Annotated in this window: 16 protein-coding genes and 2 tRNA genes; 13 read left to right on the top strand and 5 right to left on the bottom strand. The window is 35.3% G+C overall.

Going from position 1 to position 17,295, the window contains the following annotated elements; all coding sequences use genetic code 11:
• Positions 1 to 48: 48 nt before the first annotated feature.
• The 7 genes from FKR84_RS04695 to FKR84_RS04665 all read left to right on the top strand — a co-directional run bounded on the left by FKR84_RS04695 (position 49) and on the right by FKR84_RS04665 (position 6,542).
• Positions 49 to 486 carry a 2TM domain-containing protein gene (locus tag FKR84_RS04695; protein WP_141421087.1) on the top strand — a complete coding sequence of 146 codons (438 nt, stop codon included), beginning with the start codon at positions 49 to 51 and terminating at the stop codon, positions 484 to 486.
• A gap of 1 nt (position 487) precedes the next feature.
• Positions 488 to 970 carry a dihydrofolate reductase gene (locus tag FKR84_RS04690; protein WP_141421085.1) on the top strand — a complete coding sequence of 161 codons (483 nt, stop codon included), beginning with the start codon at positions 488 to 490 and terminating at the stop codon, positions 968 to 970.
• A 1-nt stretch (position 971) separates the two neighbouring features.
• Positions 972 to 1,829 carry a fructosamine kinase family protein gene (locus FKR84_RS04685; RefSeq protein WP_141421084.1) on the top strand — a complete coding sequence of 286 codons (858 nt, stop codon included), beginning with the start codon at positions 972 to 974 and terminating at the stop codon, positions 1,827 to 1,829.
• Positions 1,830 to 2,047: 218 nt separating this feature from the next.
• Positions 2,048 to 2,548, top strand: a complete 501-nt coding sequence (locus FKR84_RS04680; protein ID WP_141421082.1) for a pyridoxamine 5'-phosphate oxidase family protein — start codon at positions 2,048 to 2,050, stop codon at positions 2,546 to 2,548.
• A 95-nt stretch (positions 2,549 to 2,643) separates the two neighbouring features.
• Positions 2,644 to 3,525 carry an ACP S-malonyltransferase gene (fabD, locus tag FKR84_RS04675; RefSeq protein ID WP_141421081.1) on the top strand — a complete coding sequence of 294 codons (882 nt, stop codon included), beginning with the start codon at positions 2,644 to 2,646 and terminating at the stop codon, positions 3,523 to 3,525.
• Between the two features lie 7 nt (positions 3,526 to 3,532).
• Entirely contained in the window at positions 3,533 to 5,929 is a 2,397-nt protein-coding gene (locus FKR84_RS04670; protein ID WP_141421079.1) for a Plug domain-containing protein, read from the top strand.
• A gap of 16 nt (positions 5,930 to 5,945) precedes the next feature.
• On the top strand, positions 5,946 to 6,542 hold the full coding sequence (locus tag FKR84_RS04665; protein ID WP_141421077.1) for a hypothetical protein: 597 nt from the start codon (positions 5,946 to 5,948) through the stop codon (positions 6,540 to 6,542).
• A gap of 58 nt (positions 6,543 to 6,600) precedes the next feature.
• Here FKR84_RS04665 and FKR84_RS04660 read toward each other — a convergent pair whose 3' ends face one another.
• On the bottom strand, positions 6,601 to 7,728 hold the full coding sequence (locus FKR84_RS04660) for a DegT/DnrJ/EryC1/StrS family aminotransferase (RefSeq protein ID WP_141421076.1): 1,128 nt from the start codon (positions 7,726 to 7,728) through the stop codon (positions 6,601 to 6,603).
• Positions 7,729 to 7,869: 141 nt separating this feature from the next.
• On the opposite strand from FKR84_RS04660, the gene FKR84_RS04655 reads away from it, so the two are divergent.
• The 4 genes from FKR84_RS04655 to FKR84_RS04640 all read left to right on the top strand — a co-directional run bounded on the left by FKR84_RS04655 (position 7,870) and on the right by FKR84_RS04640 (position 10,186).
• A complete protein-coding gene (locus FKR84_RS04655) occupies positions 7,870 to 9,066 on the top strand; it encodes a 3-deoxy-D-manno-octulosonic acid transferase (protein ID WP_233357667.1) in 1,197 nt (398 codons plus the stop codon).
• 98 nt (positions 9,067 to 9,164) lie between these two features.
• Positions 9,165 to 9,386: a hypothetical protein gene (locus FKR84_RS04650; protein ID WP_141421073.1), complete on the top strand. Its 222-nt coding sequence runs from the start codon at positions 9,165 to 9,167 to the stop codon at positions 9,384 to 9,386.
• A gap of 37 nt (positions 9,387 to 9,423) precedes the next feature.
• Entirely contained in the window at positions 9,424 to 9,765 is a 342-nt protein-coding gene (locus FKR84_RS04645; protein WP_141421071.1) for a hypothetical protein, read from the top strand.
• Between the two features lie 145 nt (positions 9,766 to 9,910).
• On the top strand, positions 9,911 to 10,186 hold the full coding sequence (locus tag FKR84_RS04640) for a hypothetical protein (protein ID WP_233357666.1): 276 nt from the start codon (positions 9,911 to 9,913) through the stop codon (positions 10,184 to 10,186).
• 161 nt (positions 10,187 to 10,347) lie between these two features.
• Here FKR84_RS04640 and FKR84_RS04635 read toward each other — a convergent pair whose 3' ends face one another.
• The 4 genes from FKR84_RS04635 to mutS form a co-directional block, all read right to left on the bottom strand.
• The gene (locus FKR84_RS04635; RefSeq protein WP_141421070.1) at positions 10,348 to 11,409 is read right to left on the bottom strand and encodes a transporter substrate-binding domain-containing protein; all 1,062 of its coding nucleotides are present in this window, start codon (positions 11,407 to 11,409) and stop codon (positions 10,348 to 10,350) included.
• A 355-nt stretch (positions 11,410 to 11,764) separates the two neighbouring features.
• Positions 11,765 to 11,852, bottom strand: a tRNA-Leu gene (locus tag FKR84_RS04630).
• Between the two features lie 72 nt (positions 11,853 to 11,924).
• Positions 11,925 to 11,997: transfer RNA gene (locus FKR84_RS04625), tRNA-Gly, on the bottom strand.
• 322 nt (positions 11,998 to 12,319) lie between these two features.
• Positions 12,320 to 14,899 (bottom strand): DNA mismatch repair protein MutS, encoded by a 2,580-nt coding sequence (mutS, locus tag FKR84_RS04620; RefSeq protein ID WP_141421211.1) that lies wholly within the window; start codon positions 14,897 to 14,899, stop codon positions 12,320 to 12,322.
• A gap of 379 nt (positions 14,900 to 15,278) precedes the next feature.
• On the opposite strand from mutS, the gene FKR84_RS04615 reads away from it, so the two are divergent.
• Together FKR84_RS04615 and FKR84_RS04610 are read left to right on the top strand one after the other, a co-directional pair.
• A complete protein-coding gene (locus FKR84_RS04615) occupies positions 15,279 to 15,815 on the top strand; it encodes an RNA methyltransferase (RefSeq protein WP_141421068.1) in 537 nt (178 codons plus the stop codon).
• A 219-nt stretch (positions 15,816 to 16,034) separates the two neighbouring features.
• The gene (locus FKR84_RS04610) at positions 16,035 to 17,255 is read left to right on the top strand and encodes a hypothetical protein (RefSeq protein ID WP_141421066.1); all 1,221 of its coding nucleotides are present in this window, start codon (positions 16,035 to 16,037) and stop codon (positions 17,253 to 17,255) included.
• The last annotated feature ends 40 nt before the right edge of the window (positions 17,256 to 17,295 follow it).

Below are 17,295 nucleotides of genomic sequence, written 5' to 3'. Positions count from 1 at the left end.
TTACTAAAAATGTTAAATTTGGAGTAAAGACTAAGATACATTTAATTTATGGCAAGTACCGATAAAAAGAGCACCAAAATTGATCCGCAGCAGCGTGAATTAATAGAAAATGCGCAACGCAGAATTAGACAAAAAAGAGCTTTAACAACGCACATTGTAGCATTTGTTGCCGGCTCTATTTTATTTATTATTTTAAACGTGGTTTTAAATATTGGTGCAGAAATCGAAATTTCAGGCATAGATTGGTTTGTTTGGGCAATTTTACTGTGGTTTTTCTTTATTTTAATTCATACTATAAATGTTTTTGTTGTAAATAAATTAATGGGAAAAGAATGGGAAGAACACCAATTGGAAAAATTGGTAGAAAAACAACAGATTAGGATTGAAAAACTACAAAAAAAAGTAGATAGAGAGCATCCCTTACCCCAGAAAACAAAGCCTTTTAATGAAGATGATAAATTTAGGCACCCACCACTAAATTCGTAAAATGATAACAATAATAGCCGCCATAGGAGAAAACAATGAATTGGGCAAAAACAACGATCTCATTTGGCACCTCCCAGACGATTTTAAACGCTTTAAACGTATAACCACCGGACATCCTATTATTATGGGAAGAAAAACTTTTGAGTCTTTCCCCAAACCTTTGCCAAACCGCAAACATATTGTAATTACCCGGCAAGAAGATTATAATAAACCCGGATGTAGCGTTGTGCATAGCTTAGACCAAGCTTTAGAAATGGTAGAAGGCAACCAAAAAGCTTTTATTATTGGCGGCGGCGAAATTTACAAACTTGGTTTGCCGGTTGCAGACAAAATGGAATTAACCCGCGTACACGGCAAGTTTAACGCCGATACTTATTTTCCTGAAATTGATTTTTCTTTATGGAAATTAAAAAAAGAACAATACCACGAGAAAGACGCAAAGCATAATTATGCCTTTACCTATTTAACCTATTTAAAAAAATAAAATTATCGATACGCGTAACCTATTATATAGCATTGGAAAAAAGAATGGCTTTGAACTAAAAGACTTTTCGCCTCTTGGCGGCGGAGATATAAACGAAGTTTTTACGGTTAAAACCGATATGGGAAAATTTGTGGTAAAAATAAATCAAGAGCAAGACTTTCCTAAAATGTTTAAAAAGGAAGCAATGGGTTTAAATTTACTGGCAGAAGCTAACGTTTTGCGCGTACCCAAAGCAATAGATAACGGCGTAGAAGAAAATATGGGCTATCTTCTGTTAGAGCATATTTCTTCTAGCGGGAAACCAGAAGATTTCTGGAAAAATTTTGGTGTAAAATTAGCACAATTGCATAAAAATAGTCAGCCTACTTTTGGTTTAAATTACGATAATTATATTGGGAGTTTACCACAATATAACCAGACAACTACAGAAGATCCCGCAACTTTTTTTATCGAAAAAAGACTAGAGCCTCAATTAAAACTTGCCAGAGAAAACGATTATAAATTTTCTGGTACAGATTCCTTTTTTAAAAACATTCAAGATGTAATTCCTAAAGAAAAACCGGCGCTTATTCACGGCGATCTTTGGAATGGTAATTTTATGACCGATGAAACCGGACAAGCTTGTTTGATAGATCCTGCCGTTTGTTTTGCTCCGCGCGAGATGGATATTGCCATGATGCATCTTTTTAGCGGCTTTGCAGAAGAATTATTTACAGCTTATAATCAAGAATTCAAATTGGAAGATGACTGGAAAGACCGACTAAAAATTTGGCAACTTTACTACTTACTGGTGCATTTAAATCTTTTTGGAGAAAGCTATTACAGCTCGGTAGACCAGATTATTAGTCATTATAATTAAAGAAGGGCAGCACTACAATCGCAATTGGTTTGCTATTAAAATAATATAAATTTCTTTATAGAAAAAGTTCGCTTCCGCGGAAGCGATAAACCCTACTACCTGTTTTATGCTAATGTTTCTTCACTTTTAGCAAGGCTTAACAAAAACTGCTTATTTTTAATAATTTATTGACACATTTTGGGTGTTTCTCTACTTATCTTTAAAAAAAGAAAAATATTATGAGTACCGAGAACAAATACAACAAAGAAGCACAAGAAAAAGTTAGAGAATTGGCCAAAGATATTAAAGTTGCTATGATGGCAACCAATTTGGGAAAAACGCCATTAAGTGCAATACCTATGACCACTCAAAAAATAGACGTAGAAGGTAACATTTGGTTTTTAAGCTCTAAAAAAAGTGATCATAACCAAGATATAGAAAAAGATAATCGCGTTCAATTATTATATAGCGATCCATCTTCTATGGCTTTCTTAAGTGCGTATGGAAAAGCAGAAATTCACACCGATAAGTCTGTTTTAAAAGACCTTTATAGTAGTATGGCAGATAATTGGTTTGACGGCGTAGACGATCCCGATTTAACGGCAATTAAAGTAATTCCGGAAAACGCTTATTATTGGGATACGAAAGGCAACAAACTAATTAACATATTTAAGATGGGAGTTGCAGCCGCTACCAACGAAAAAACAGATTTAGGCAAAAAAGGAAATTTAGACGTATAAAATTTCTTTAATTTATACTTATATAAGACCCAATTGCTTTAAAAATGCATTTGGGTCTTTTTTATTACATTTGTTTTAAAACAAAATTGAAATTTATGGACGCATACGTATTTCCCGGGCAAGGCGCCCAATATACCGGAATGGGATTAGAGCTTTATGAAAAATATCCTAAAGCGCAAGAGTTATTCAATAAAGCCAACAAAATTTTAGGTTTTAACATTACAGATATAATGTTTGAAGGCTCTGCCGAAGATTTAAAACAAACAAAAGTAACCCAACCGGCAATATTTTTACATTCGGTTATAATGCACCAGGTTTTGGGCGATACCGCTAAACCAGATATGGTTGCCGGACACTCTTTAGGGGAGTTTTCTGCGTTGGTGGCCAACCAATGTTTAACTTTTGAAGATGCGTTAAAATTGGTAGCAAAGCGAGCAGAAGCTATGCAAAAAGCTTGTGAAAAACAAGCCTCTACAATGGCGGCGGTTTTAGGTTTGGAAGATGAGTTGGTAGAAGCAGTTTGTGCAGAAACAGAAGGTGTTGTGGTTGCTGCAAATTATAACTGTCCGGGACAAATTGTTATTTCGGGTGAAGTTCCTGCCGTAGAAAAAGCCTGCGAAGAATTAAAAAACAGGGGAGCCAAACGCGCACTTATATTACCGGTTGGTGGTGCATTTCATTCGCCATTAATGGAGCCAGCACGCGAAGAACTAGCCAAGGCTATTGAAGAAACAGAATTTGCAACTCCCATTTGCCCTATTTATCAAAATGTGACAACTTTTTCGGTAACAAATCCTAAAGAAATCAAAAAAAATCTTATCTTTCAACTCACTTCTCCGGTAAAGTGGACACAAAGCGTACAAAATATGTTAAAAGATGGCGCTACCTCTTTTACTGAAGTTGGTCCCGGTAAAGTTTTACAAGGCTTAGTTAAAAAGATAGACCGCAAAGCGGTTACTATGCAGCCACAAATTTAAATAGAATATGAAAAATAGGTTTCTTCTAGGGTTTTTATGTTTCTTAGTTTCGTTTTTTAGTACAAGTCAAACCAAACCAGATAACATAAAAGACCTGCAAGAGGCCTATTCTTCTTTCTTTGCATTAGAGCGGGAAGTCCCATATCTTCATCTTAATAAGACCAGTTTTATTGGTATAGAAAATCTTTGGTTTGCCGCTTATACTTTCAATTTGCAGCATCTAAAAAATACTAATTTAACTACAAATTTAAACGTAGCAATTTATGACAGTAAGGGTGAAAATGTAAGATCAAAAATACTTTTTATTGAAAACGGTTATGGTGCCGGAAATTTTAATTTGATACATTTAAAGCCGGGTGACTATCTCATTAAAGCTTCTTCAAGATATTCTAAAAACTTTTCAGAACATAATCATTTTACTCAGCAGTTTACTATTTTAGGTGGTAATACTACTACAGAAGACACAAAGACTAGCACAAACACCAAGTATGATTTACAGCTTTTACCCGAAGGCGGACACTTGTTGGAAAATGCTTTAAATACTATTGCTGTAAAGCTTATAAATAACGAGGGAAAAAGCTTAAAGTTTAAAGAAGGAAGATTACTCAAGGAAGGTAAACTGCTCTCTAGGTTTAAATCGAGCCCGTTTGGCACGGCGAGTTTTAATATAAACCCTCAAATTACGAGTAATTACCTGGTTGAAATTGAGTTAGAGAATGGTAAAATTCTTACAAAAAAACTTCCGCAAATAGAAGAGCACGGATTAACCTTAACCTGTAATATCTTTGCTCCTAAAGAAATAATTGTTGCTGTAAAAACCAATCAGCAAAGCATAGATTTTGTGAAAAACAAAAACTATTCATTAATTGTTCGCCAAGCAGGAAAAATGCAAGGTATTGGTTTTCAAATATCCGAAAAGGATTTAGCAAGTAATTTACATCTTAAAAAATCTAAACTTTTTCCCGGGGTTAATACCATCACAATATTTAATGAAAACTTTGAGCCAATCTTAGAACGCCTTGTTTTTAATAGAACCAATATTCTTAGACATAAAATAGAATTAGCCGATGTTAAAAATCTCGGAGATTCTTTATCTGTAAAATTACAACTTGCCACAGCCCACGATTCTTTAGCTTTAAATAAAATTAGTATATCTACCCTACCAGAAGCAAATGAGCATTACAAACCCAATAATAACAGCCTGTCTGCATACTATTTAAAACCGTATGTAAAAGGACATCTAGAAAATGCCGCTAGTTATTTTTCGCAAAATGGAAGCTTGCGGAAGCAAGATTATTATTTAGATCTTTTACTAAAAACCCAGGGCTGGAGCAGATATGAATGGCATAAAATTTATAATTCGCCACCTAAAAAATTATTCGACAAAGAAACTGGTTTTAAGTTAAGCGGTAAAATAAAAGACATTAATTATAAGAAAGAAAAAACTGCCTTGATTAAAAGTAAGGTAGCTAATCTATTTGAAATTGTAGATTTAAAACCAGATGGCAGCTTTGTAATAGATAGTGCATATATTGTAAATAAAACCCGTATTTCTGTGGGAACGGTTAACAACCGCAATAATAAATTGTCTAAAAATAAGCTCTATGGCACTGTTTTTCCTGGCATAGACAGCAGTGACTTTAAAGAGGTCGGTAAATACATCTTTCAAAAGCAAACAACAAAAAAACAAGAGAAGAATATAGATTACAGTAATTTTATTGAAGGAGACAATATTTTAGACAGTATAGTATTAACCGCGAGCAAGCAGCGTACACGTAACAAAAGATCTACTACTTTTTCTGAAATTACCACCGTTACAGAGGATCTTTCTAAATCTTACCTTTATATCACAGACTATATTGCGCAGCAAGGTTTTGATGTGCATAGACATCCGGGAAGAGTAGAAGTTTTTTCACGCCGCTTACAAAACTTTGGCGGACCACCCGCCCCGGTAATCGTAATAGATGGAGCTCCGTTTTTTGATAACGAAGGCTCTGATTTTTTAATGAGTTTACGTACAGACGAGGTAGAAAGTATAGAAATACGAAAGACAGGTTCAAGTGAATTTGCCTCCCAAGGTACCGGAGGAGTAATTAGAATAAAAACCGCTATAGACTCTGGTGTTAATTCTAATAGGGCAACTACCCAAAGTTTTATAGCAAATTCCGGCTTTACAGAACCAGACGAATATTATTCGCCTAAATACAAATATTATTCCCCAGAATTTCAAGAATTTGGCGTTATAGACTGGAAAGCGATGTTAGAGTTCGACAAAAACGGAGAATTAGAATTCAAAATTCCTAATAGAAATGTTTCTAAAATAAATCTTTATATTGAAGGCTTCTCGCAAAATGGCTATTTTATTTCGGAAGAATTGCACCTCTCGGAAGAAGAAACTTATTAACCAAAAATGTTTTAGTATGAACAGATTTTATTTAATGTTCGTTTTCCTATTTATAGTTGCAAAATCTTTCGCTCAAGAAAAAAAAGAAATCTTTTATTTGGTTTCCGAAAAGCAAATCTTAACCGAACAAACCTATAAAACCTTAGATCAACGTAAAATTTTCACCAAAACCGTCGAAAATGATTCTACTATAGTAACAGAAATCTTTCCGCGAAAAAATACTGCGCAATTAGACAGTACGCAGCACCAGCAAATAAAAATGTTTTTAAGCAAAATAATTGGAAAAGATTACAACCCTGAAAAAAATACGATGCTACATCTTTATAGCGACAACACAGAAAAAGTAAAAAACGATCTAAAACACAAAAAATATTGGCGCTATATTAGAAAGAACAAAAGAAAAATTCAAGCGTTTTTAATTGGTACCAAAAACTCCGGCATACAAGCCAATCCTAAAAAACATTTATACCACGACCCGTACAATTTGTTGCATAATCTATTTTTTAAAGATTCTGAATTTAAAATGAACCATCTATGCATAAAACCTAATGGAGAAGTGCTTATATTTTACGGATTAGAAAGTAATTTACATGCCTTAGATTGGTCGGTATAAAAAAAGGCTTCTTACTTTTATAGATAAGAAGCCTTTACGGAATAATTTGTTCTATTTCCTATACAAAATCGTTTATCAATTTGGTAATAAACGTAATTTGATCTTCTTCTAACTCGGTATGCATTGGCAAAGCAATTACCTCTTTTACCAATTGATTAGTAATTGTAAAATCTTCTTCGTTGTAGCGTTTATCTGCATAAGCTTTTTGTGCATGCAACGGAATTGGATAATAAATTCCGCACGGAACGTCATTTTCTTGTAAATGTTTTAAAAGCGCATCGCGTTTACCGTTTAAAATTCGCAAACAATACTGGTGAAAAACATGCGAATCTTCTTTTCCTAAAATTTTTGGCACAGCAACATTTTCATTCTCTTTTAATGCCTCGCTATATTTATTTGCAGCAGTACGTCTAGCTTTATTATACGCATCTAAATGCGGTAATTTTGCTTGCAAAACAGCAGCTTGCAAACTATCTAAACGAGAATTTACCCCAACAACATCGTGGTGGTAACGCTCATACATTCCGTGGTTTACAATTCCTCTTATAGTATGTGCCAAAGCATCATCGTTGGTAAAAATTGCGCCGCCATCGCCATAAGCACCAAGGTTTTTAGAAGGAAAAAAAGAGGTTGTCCCAACGTCGCCAATAGTTCCGGTTTTTTGGGAGCTTCCGTCTGCAGTATAATAATTTGCGCCAATAGCTTGCGCATTATCCTCAATTACAAATAAATTATGCTTTTTGGCAAGTTTGTTTATAGCTTCCATATTGGCTGGTTGCCCAAACAAATGTACCGGCACAATTGCTTTGGTTTTTGGCGTAATAGCACGTTCTATAGCCTCTACAGAAATATTATAAGAATCTTTTTCTACATCTACCAAAACCGGGGTTAAATTTAGCAAAGCAATTACCTCTACGGTAGCGGCAAAAGTAAAATCTGCCGTTATCACTTCGTCTCCGGGTTTTAATCCCAATCCCATCATAGCAATTTGCAAGGCATCTGTACCATTTGCACAAGGTATCACGTGCTTAACATTTAAATATTCTTCCAATTCTTTTTGGAAACCATGCACGTGCGGACCGTTTATAAAACTGGTGTTTTCTAAAACTTCTTCCCAAGAAGCCTTAATTTGTTCTTTTATTGGTTGAAACTGACCTTTAAGGTCTACCATTTGTATTTTTTTCATCTGCTTACTTTCTAGGCGGCAAATTTACGAATAATCGCTTTTGTAGGCGTCATTTTAACAGAAAGACTTATTTTTGTACAACCAATTTTATAACTTTTGAAGGTTCTCTACAACTTTTTTATAGTATTAGCAGAAAAGCTTTTGCCTGTAATAGCGCTCTTTAGCAGCAAATTGCGTCTGTTTGTTTCGGGTCGGAAAAATACTTTTACCTCTTTACGGAAAGAATTAAATAACAAACCCGTAATTTGGGTGCACGCTGCCTCGCTGGGCGAATATGAACAAGCCGTACCAATTCTAAATCGCTTTCGGAAAAACTATTCCCAATACCAAATTTTAGTTAGTTTTTTCTCTCCCTCCGGTTACGAAATAAAGAAAAACACTGCCATTGCAGATGCGGTTTGCTATTTACCTTTAGATACCAAAAAAAACGCTAAACAGTTTATAAAAATTGTACAGCCAAAGCTTGCTATCTTTATAAAATACGAAGTTTGGCCCAATTATTTAGCACAATTGCAGCAGCAAAAAATTCCGTGTTTATTGGTATCCGGATTATTTAGAAAAGACCAGCATTTTTTTAAAAGCTACGGTAAATTTATGCGAAAGGTTCTAGAGCGTTTTACCTATATTTTTGTGCAAGATAAAAACTCTTTAAATCTATTAAAAAACTACGATTTCCGTAAAGTTGCGATAAGTGGCGACACGCGATTTGACAGGGTTAGCGCTCAATTAAAAATAGATAATAAGTTGGCTTTCGCCGAAGAATTTGTGGCAGAAAAACCTTGTTTGGTATGTGGCAGTACTTGGCCGGAAGACGAGACATATCTGTCCAATTTTATTAATAACACCAGGCAGGAAGCAAAATATATTATTGCTCCGCATCAAATAGAAGCTTCAAAAATAAAAGCTTTTCAAAAAGCTTTAAAAAAACCCAGCATTTTATATTCTGAAATAGAAGGACAAAACCTAAATAATTTTTCGGTTTTAATTATCGATACCATTGGTTTACTGAGCAAATTATACAATTATGCAGACGTGGCATACGTTGGTGGGGCAATGGGCAACACCGGTTTGCACAATATATTAGAACCCGCAACCTTTGGCGTGCCAATTGTTATAGGAAAAAACTTTGAAAAGTTTCCGGAAGCCAAGGCTTTACAAACCCACGATGGACTCTTTTCCGTAAAGGACCAACAAGAAATGAATGTTATTTTACAGCACTTGCTTTTCCGTAAAGAAGAACAGGAGAAAGCAGGACAAAATGCCAAAGATTTTGTTATAAAAAGAACCGGAGCCACCACAAAAATAATGGACTATATTAGCGAGCAAGCTTTGCTATAAAAGTCGATTAAGTAAAAAATTTATTAAAATTTTATAAATGTGTTGGTTGCATTTTTCCAGTTTTTTATAACTTAGCCCACTAACACTAATTAAACATCATGAAAAAATCAATTTTAACGCTAGCACTAGTAAGCCTTACGCTTGGTTTTACTTCTTGTAGAGATCAAAAAACAGAAAAAGAAACCGTTGTAAAAGAAGTAGAGGTAGAAAAAGAAGTTGAAACCGAAGAAAATAAAGGCATTTTAGAAAGAACTGGTGAAGAATTAGACAAAGAAGTTAATGAAGAAGTAGACAAACAGATAGACAAAATAGGAGACTAAAGACCAAAAATTAAATACTAAATAAAAACCAAAACTCATGAAAAAATCAATTGTAATGTTAGCAATTGCAGTAGCAGCAAGTACTGCTTTTACTGCTTGTAGAGACCAAAACCAGTCTGCCGAAGACCAAATGGAAGAAACCGGAGGCGATATTGAAAACAGCATGGAAGATGCTGCAGACGATATGGATGACGCTACCCAAGACGCACAAAATGATATGGAAGAAGCGGCAGAAGAGACCGGCGATGCTATTGAAAACGCTGCCGAAGAAACTGGTGACGCTGTAGAAAATGCGGCTGAAGAAACCGGTGATGCTATGGAAGAAGGCGCCAACGAAGTAGAAGAAAACACAGGAATGGGCGGAAACGACGACTTGTAAGATTTTTTTACTTTTAGGTAGAATGTATTAAAGAGCTGTTTCAGAATTTTATTCACGAAACAGCTTTTTTCTTTTATATTGCGAGTTTGGTATTAAATATTAATTTTTTATAATTTTACTTTTAATACAATTAAAAACCAAAACCATGAAAAAATTATTAGTTAGCACACTTGCCCTCACTTTATTTTTGGCTTTTAGCGCGTGCAGAGAAACCACCAGAGATAAAACCGAAGAAGCAGCAGAAGCCATTGGTGAAGACATAGAAAATGCAGCAGAGCAAACCGACGAAGCCATAGAAAAGGCAGCAGAAAAAACCGAAAGAGCTGTTAAAGAAGGAGCCAGAGAAGTAGAAGAAGCAACAGAACGTACAAGCCGAGAAATAAATCAAGAAGCAGAAGAAATAGATAGAGAAGTAGATTAAACACTTCTCTAATTTTAGATTATCGTAATTTATATAGTCTGGTTTTTTATAAAAAACCAGACTATATTTTTTGCAATAATTTCTTCCGCTTTAAGCGATTATAAGCTTTTTATGGGAAAATTTATTGCTTTTCTTAGCGTAGATACGCTACTAAGTAGCATCTAATAATTTTCTATAATTTTACTCCACTCCATTGTTTTTAACACCGCAATAATTTCAGGGTTAATGGGTTCTACTAAAGCTGTATTTTTAGGAAAACTGTAGCTAAAATAATCTCTTTTTAAAGAACGCTCCAATATCTCGATATCTTTTTCTAAACCTTGCTCTTTAACTTCATACTGCAAAATTGGCAAGTCATATACAAAAAGGTATTCTTGGTCCAACAATTTTTCTATACCTTCTTCGCCATTGGTTACCGTTATATAATCTATTTGGTATAAATCTAATAGTTCTTGCGAACTGGAGTTCTCTACCGTTGCAACTTTAAACCGACCTAGATCGTCTATAGAAGCTATCTCATCGCTAATAGATTGTACGGTCAAAGCCGAAGCGATTCCTGCTGTTAAACTAGAGAGGATAATCACGGCCATAAACATCCAGATAAGCCCAACAACGCGGCCTCCGGTTGTTCTTGGAGACTTATCCCCGTAACCTACTGTAGTCATGGTAACGGCACTCCACCATAAACCTTCATAAATTCCTTGGGCGCCTTTTCCGCCAAATTCTTCGTTTTTCTTACGTTCAAAAAACCAAACCAAGGTTCCGAAAACCAGCAGGATAAAAAGTAAAATTAAGATAGCCGATAAGAATTTCCAACTCCATAAATTACTGATTATTTTCCAAACGGCAGATTCACTTTTCTTTGCAATACCGGTGTTAGATATAAAATAGGGTTGCGAAAAATCTAAACGTTTCATCCGATTATCTGTGACGGTAATAGGATTTATACTAAAATCTACTTCTCCCGCTTCTACTCCTTTTATTAAGGCTCCCAGAGATTCGTATTCTTTAAAATTATAATCCCATTGCAGTTTTTCGTTTACCATCTTCCAAGATTTAACGCTCATCCCGCCAAAACCATTTGGCGTTTTGGTAACAAAAGGAGGCGTTTCAAAAACACCAATGCTAAATTCTTTAGATGAAAAGTCTTTAGCAGCAGTAGTATCTTGTCCAAAACTTAAAAAATAAAATAAACAGAAAACTCCTAGTAAATAATTTCGCATAAATTGGTTTTTTTTGAAGATAATAAAAAATGAATTTTAACAAAATTATAAAACCTCTAAAACGCTCTATTTCCTCATCAAAAATTCATTTTTAAGCTAAAAGTATAGAAATTTCTTACAAAACTGCAAATATTGCTGATATCTGATAGTAAAGCGATCAACTTGACAAATTGTTTAGTTACTGAAATTAAATAGATAACAGCAAAATATAAAAACAAAAAAACCTCAAAATCAAAAGATCAAGAGGGTCTTTGGTATTCAGGACGGGTTCATCCCGATAGCTATCGGGATGAACCCGTTTTGATTTTCTGAATACACAAAAAAACCCTCAAAATCAAAAGATTAAGAGGGTTTTTGGTACTCGGGACGGGACTTGAACCCGTACGGCCATAATGGCCATTGGATTTTAAGTCCAACGTGTCTACCAATTCCACCACCCGAGCCTGAGCATTTATAACGTAAAACATTTTACCGTTTTTTAAAAAAACTAAAACTTCAAGAGTTTTACGTTTCAGAGCGAAAAACGGGATTCGAACCCGCGACCTCCACCTTGGCAAGGTGGCGCTCTACCAGCTGAGCTATTTTCGCGTTTTTTAAAAGAACTTTATTGCCTTATTGCGGATGCAAATTTATACTTTTTATTAATATCTCAAAGCATTTTTGAAAAAAAAATTTACAAATCCTTTCCAACATAATAAAAGTCATTGTTAGCCTGCTAATTAGCGCTAACAATAGCGTCTAAAAATAATGGAATTGCCAATTAAGGATTAGAAATTAGCGTATTTGTAGTTGATAACAAAAACTTAAAAAAATCAGCCTTGATCTATCAATAAAACCCTCACTTATAGCGTAATGCATAAAGCCTTTATTCTCTGTTTACAATTTTCTTTATTTCTTGACTCTCAGAAAATCAGGCTTGCTTTTTTGGTTGCAACAAGCGTTTTATTTCGTTCAATTTCATCAAGGCTTCTACCGGGGTAAGCGTATCTATATCTAGATCTAAAATTTCTTCTTTTATCTCCTGCAATAACGGATCGTCCATTTGAAAAAAGCTCAATTGCGGCTCCTGTTCGGCTGCGCTTTTAAGATTGGTGGTAAGCTCTTCTCCCGCATGCGATTTTTCTAATTTTTTCAATATCTTAGAAGCTCTTAATACCACTTGCTGCGGCATTCCGGCCATTTTTGCTACGTGAATTCCAAAACTATGCTCGCTGCCGCCCGGCACTAATTTCCGTAAAAACAAAACCTTATTTTTTAATTCTTTTACCGAAACATTATAGTTTTTAATCCGTTCAAAACGCTGAGTCATTTCGTTTAATTCGTGGTAATGGGTTGCAAATAAAGTCTTGGCATTTGCGGGATGTTCGTGTAAATATTCGCTAATTGCCCAGGCGATAGAAATACCGTCGTAGGTACTGGTTCCGCGTCCAATCTCGTCTAAAAGCAACAAACTTCTTTCGGAAACATTGTTTAGGATATTGGCGGTTTCGTTCATTTCTACCATAAAAGTAGATTCGCCCATACTAATATTATCGCTGGCTCCTACCCTGGTGAAAATTTTATCTACCAGTCCAATTTCAGCGGCTTTTGCCGGAACAAAACTTCCCATTTGTGCCAATAAAACAATTAAAGCAGTTTGGCGTAAAATAGCCGACTTACCACTCATATTTGGCCCGGTAATCATAACAATCTGCTGGGTTTCCCTATCTAAAAATAAATCGTTAGCAATATACGGTTCTCCCGGTGGCAATTGTTTTTCTATTACCGGATGCCTGCCTTGCTCTATTTTTAAATCGTGCCCGGTATGCAATTGCGGCTTGCAATAATTTTCTTCCAATGCCAATTGGGCAAAACTGCACAAACAATCTAAACGTGCAATTAGCAAAGCGTTTTGTTGTACAGAAGCTATATAGTCGTTAAGCCAGATCACCAGTTTGGTGAAAATTTCTTGCTCTAAAGTATGAATTTTCTCTTCGGCACCTAAAATTTTGGTTTCATATTCTTTTAGTTCTTCAGTAATATAACGTTCGGCATTTACCAAGGTTTGTTTACGCACCCAGGTTTCTGGTACTTTATCCTTATGCGTGTTGCGTACTTCAATATAAAAACCGTACACATTATTGCTGCCAATTTTTAAACTGCTAATGCCGGTAGTTTTTACCTCTCGCACTATCATTTTATCCAAATAATCTTTCCCTGAAAAGGCAATTTTACGCAACTCGTCTAATTCTTCCGAAAAGCCATCTGCAATCACATTTCCTTTTGCCAGATTTACCGGAGCATCATCTTTTAAAGCGTTTTTAATTTTAGAACGCAATAAATCACAAGCATGCAAATTTTCTGAGATACTATTTAAAGGCTCGCAGCCGGTGTTTTTTGTGGCTTCTTTTATAGGAACCACCGCGTCTAAAGAGGTTTTTAGTTGCACGACTTCCCGCGGACTTATTTTTTGCGTCGCAACTTTAGAAATCAGACGTTCCAAATCGCCCATATTTTTTATTTGGCTTTGTAATTTTTCTTTTAACGAGCCATTTTTCAAAAAAAAGTCAACTACTTCATAACGTCGCGTAATCTTTTCCAAATTTTTTAACGGCAATGCCAACCAACGTTTTAGCAACCTGCCACCCATTGGCGAAATGGTTTTATCTATAACATCTAACAAGGTAACCGCTTGGTTGGCGCTAGATTGATACAACTCCAGATTACGAATGGTAAAGCGGTCCATCCACACATATTCTTCTTGTGCAATGCGCGATATAGAAGCTAAATGTTCTAATTTATGATGCTGCGTCTCGCTTAAATAATACAAAATAGCCCCCGAAGCAATCACCCCATCTACAAGATTTTCAATACCAAAACCTTTAAGCGATTTGGTTTTAAAATGCTGGTTTAAGGTCTCTGTAGCATAATCTGGTTTAAAAATCCAGTTTTCTAAAAAAAACGTATGGTAGCCGTTGCCAAAGTGTTTAGCAAAATCTTTTTTACAACTTTTAGAAACCAACACCTCGCTTGGGGCAAAGTTTTGCAACAATTTATCCAGATATTCTACATTGCCCTCTGCCGTCAAAAACTCGCCCGTAGATACATCTACAAAAGCAATTCCGCAATTTTTCTTTCCAAAATGCACGGCACATAAAAAATTATTGGTCTTACTCTGCAAAACCTCATCGTTTAGCGCCACGCCCGGCGTAACCAATTCTGTCACCCCGCGTTTTACAATTTTTTTGGTCTGCTTTGGGTCTTCTAACTGGTCGCAAATGGCCACGCGCTCACCGGCTTTTACCAATTTTGGCAAATAGGTATTTAAACTATGATGCGGAAATCCGGCCAACTCTGTTCGTTCGCTACCGTTATTTCGGTTGGTTAAAACAATGTTTAAAATGCGCGCTGCTTTTACGGCATCTTCACCAAAAGTTTCGTAAAAATCGCCTACTCTAAACAACAACATCGCATCCGGATATTTATGCTTTATGGCATAATATTGCTTCATTAGCGGCGTTACTTTTTTAGCTTTTTTTGCAGACAAAACGAGTGATTTTTAAATTTTGGTAAAAATAGGCATTCCAATAGTTTTTACTAATAAATTCGACTTTAAGAATATAAACAAAGCTATTTTGGGCGTGTCCCCTCCCCAATTAAAATTGGGGAAGGGTCGGGCTATCCGCTTATAGTCCGCAAGCTTTCTTTAAAAAAATATACGGTTTTTTGGGCTTCCTACCGGTCGCCCAAACTCCCGGTATTTTTTACAAAGCAAGATTTTACGGGCTACCGCTACTATCCCTCACGCAAAAACAGGAAAAACCAGAGCAATGATTACTTTTTTGAAGTTTCGTTTTAAAAATTAGTCAAATTAGCAGACTTTTGCAGCTATGAAAAACCGAAAGTTAAAAAACAGCGAGTTAACCAGAAAAAGCATAACCGAATTTAAAGAAGCATCTAAAACGCCTTTAATCTTGGTGCTAGACAATATTAGAAGTCTTAACAATATTGGTTCGGTTTTTAGGACCGCCGATGCTTTTTTAATCAAAAAAATATACCTCTGCGGCATTACCGCTACCCCGCCACATAAAGACATTAGAAAAACCGCTCTTGGCGCCACCGAAAGCGTAGCTTGGGAATATGTAGAAAACACGATAGACTTGGTAGAAAAATTGCAAAAAGACGGCATACAAATTTTGGCCATAGAACAAGCCGAAAATGCCGTTATGCTCGACAAATTCACTCCGGAAAAAGACCAAACATACGCCGTTGTTTTTGGTAACGAAGTAAAAGGCGTAAGTCAAAAAGTAGTTTCTAAAGCAAATAATGTAATCGAAATTCCGCAATACGGCAGTAAGCACTCGCTAAATATTTCGGTAAGCGCCGGGGTGGTTGTCTGGGATTTATTTGCGAAAATAGTAAAATAGTATTGAGACCTTAGTATTGAGTAGTTGATATTTTGAGCTTCCCTAAATAGAGTTGATCGTTTTTCGTTCTTTAGTTTATTGTCACGCCGAGCCTGGTCGAGGTGTGGTTTGACTCTCTAAAATTATCCTAAGTTCTTAAAACAATATACTTTTTTATTGCAGATTTCTATTAAAACTAAAAATTTAGTTATAATTGCAACTTCAAATTAAAAGTATTTTATGCGTTTTACTGCTATTATGTATTTGTTGCCACTTATTCTTCTCTTTGTAAATTGTAAAAGCGGTAGTGATTATAAAGAAATAGAATTTCAAAACATCTATAAATTGGATGCTGCAATTCAAGAAAAGCTTGCCAAGGATACAACTGTTTGGAAAAATCAGATTTCGGCGGCAGAATATGCCAAAAAAGGTGATTTTAAAAATGCTTTAGCGCAATGGGATATCGCTTTCCCCGGAAGGGATATAAATATTTCCGAAAAACAAATTGATTCTATACGAGACAAATATGAAATTATACCGGCGGTAGATTATATTGTTGAGCAAGCAAAAACAAAACAAGTAGTTATAATAAATGAAGCGCATCACAATCCTTTCCATAGGAAATTTACTAAAAGTTTATTGCTAAAATTATATAAAAACGGGTATCAGAATATCGCCCTTGAAGCATTGACCAACGGAAAAAACAAAGATTCGCTTCTTCATAAACGCGGTTACCCCATTCAAAAAAGTGGTTATTATATTAAAGAACCGCAATTTGGAAATTTAGTAAGAACTGCTTTAGAAATAGGGTTTACAGTGTTTTCGTATGAACAAACTGCTAGGTTAAACGGTAAAGAAAGAGAAATTGCACAAGCAAAAAATATTGAAGGTTTTATAAACAAAAACCCGAACGAAAAGTTTATTATTCATTGCGGTTATGACCACGTTTTGGAAGGCAGGCATAAAAAATGGGAGAAAGCTATGGCGGCAAGACTTGCCGAATACACCGGCTTAGATCCGCTGACAATTAATCAAACAAAATATAGTGAACGGAGCAAAAATGCTTACAACAACTTACTTTTAAAAGCTTTGGATCTTAAAGAGAGTTCGGTTTTATTGGACGAAAATAAAGAAGTATTAGGTTACAAAAGAAACAAAAGTTACTCAGATATTGCTGTTTTACACCCTGTAACAAAGTATAAAAATAACCAACCAAGTTGGCTGTTTGACGCAGAAAACAAAGCGGTTAAAATTGAATTGAAAGATGCGGAAATCTCATTTCCGGTTATGGTTTTAGCGTATGTAAAAGGCGAAAATATTCACAAAGCTATTCCTACAGACATTATTGAAATCCCGACAAAAAAAGCGTTTGGTTATTTAGCCTTAAAACCGGGAAATTATACTATTGTAATCAGTAATAAAACAAAGAAAGCATTGCAATTTGAGCTCGAAGTAAAATAAAATCTATTTTCTACAAAATTGAGTAGAATCTAGCACAGAG

This window comes from Haloflavibacter putidus (assembly GCF_006546625.1).
GTDB classification, from domain to species: domain Bacteria; phylum Bacteroidota; class Bacteroidia; order Flavobacteriales; family Flavobacteriaceae; genus Mesonia; species Mesonia putida.
This window is presented reverse-complemented; position numbering and strand designations above follow the sequence as displayed.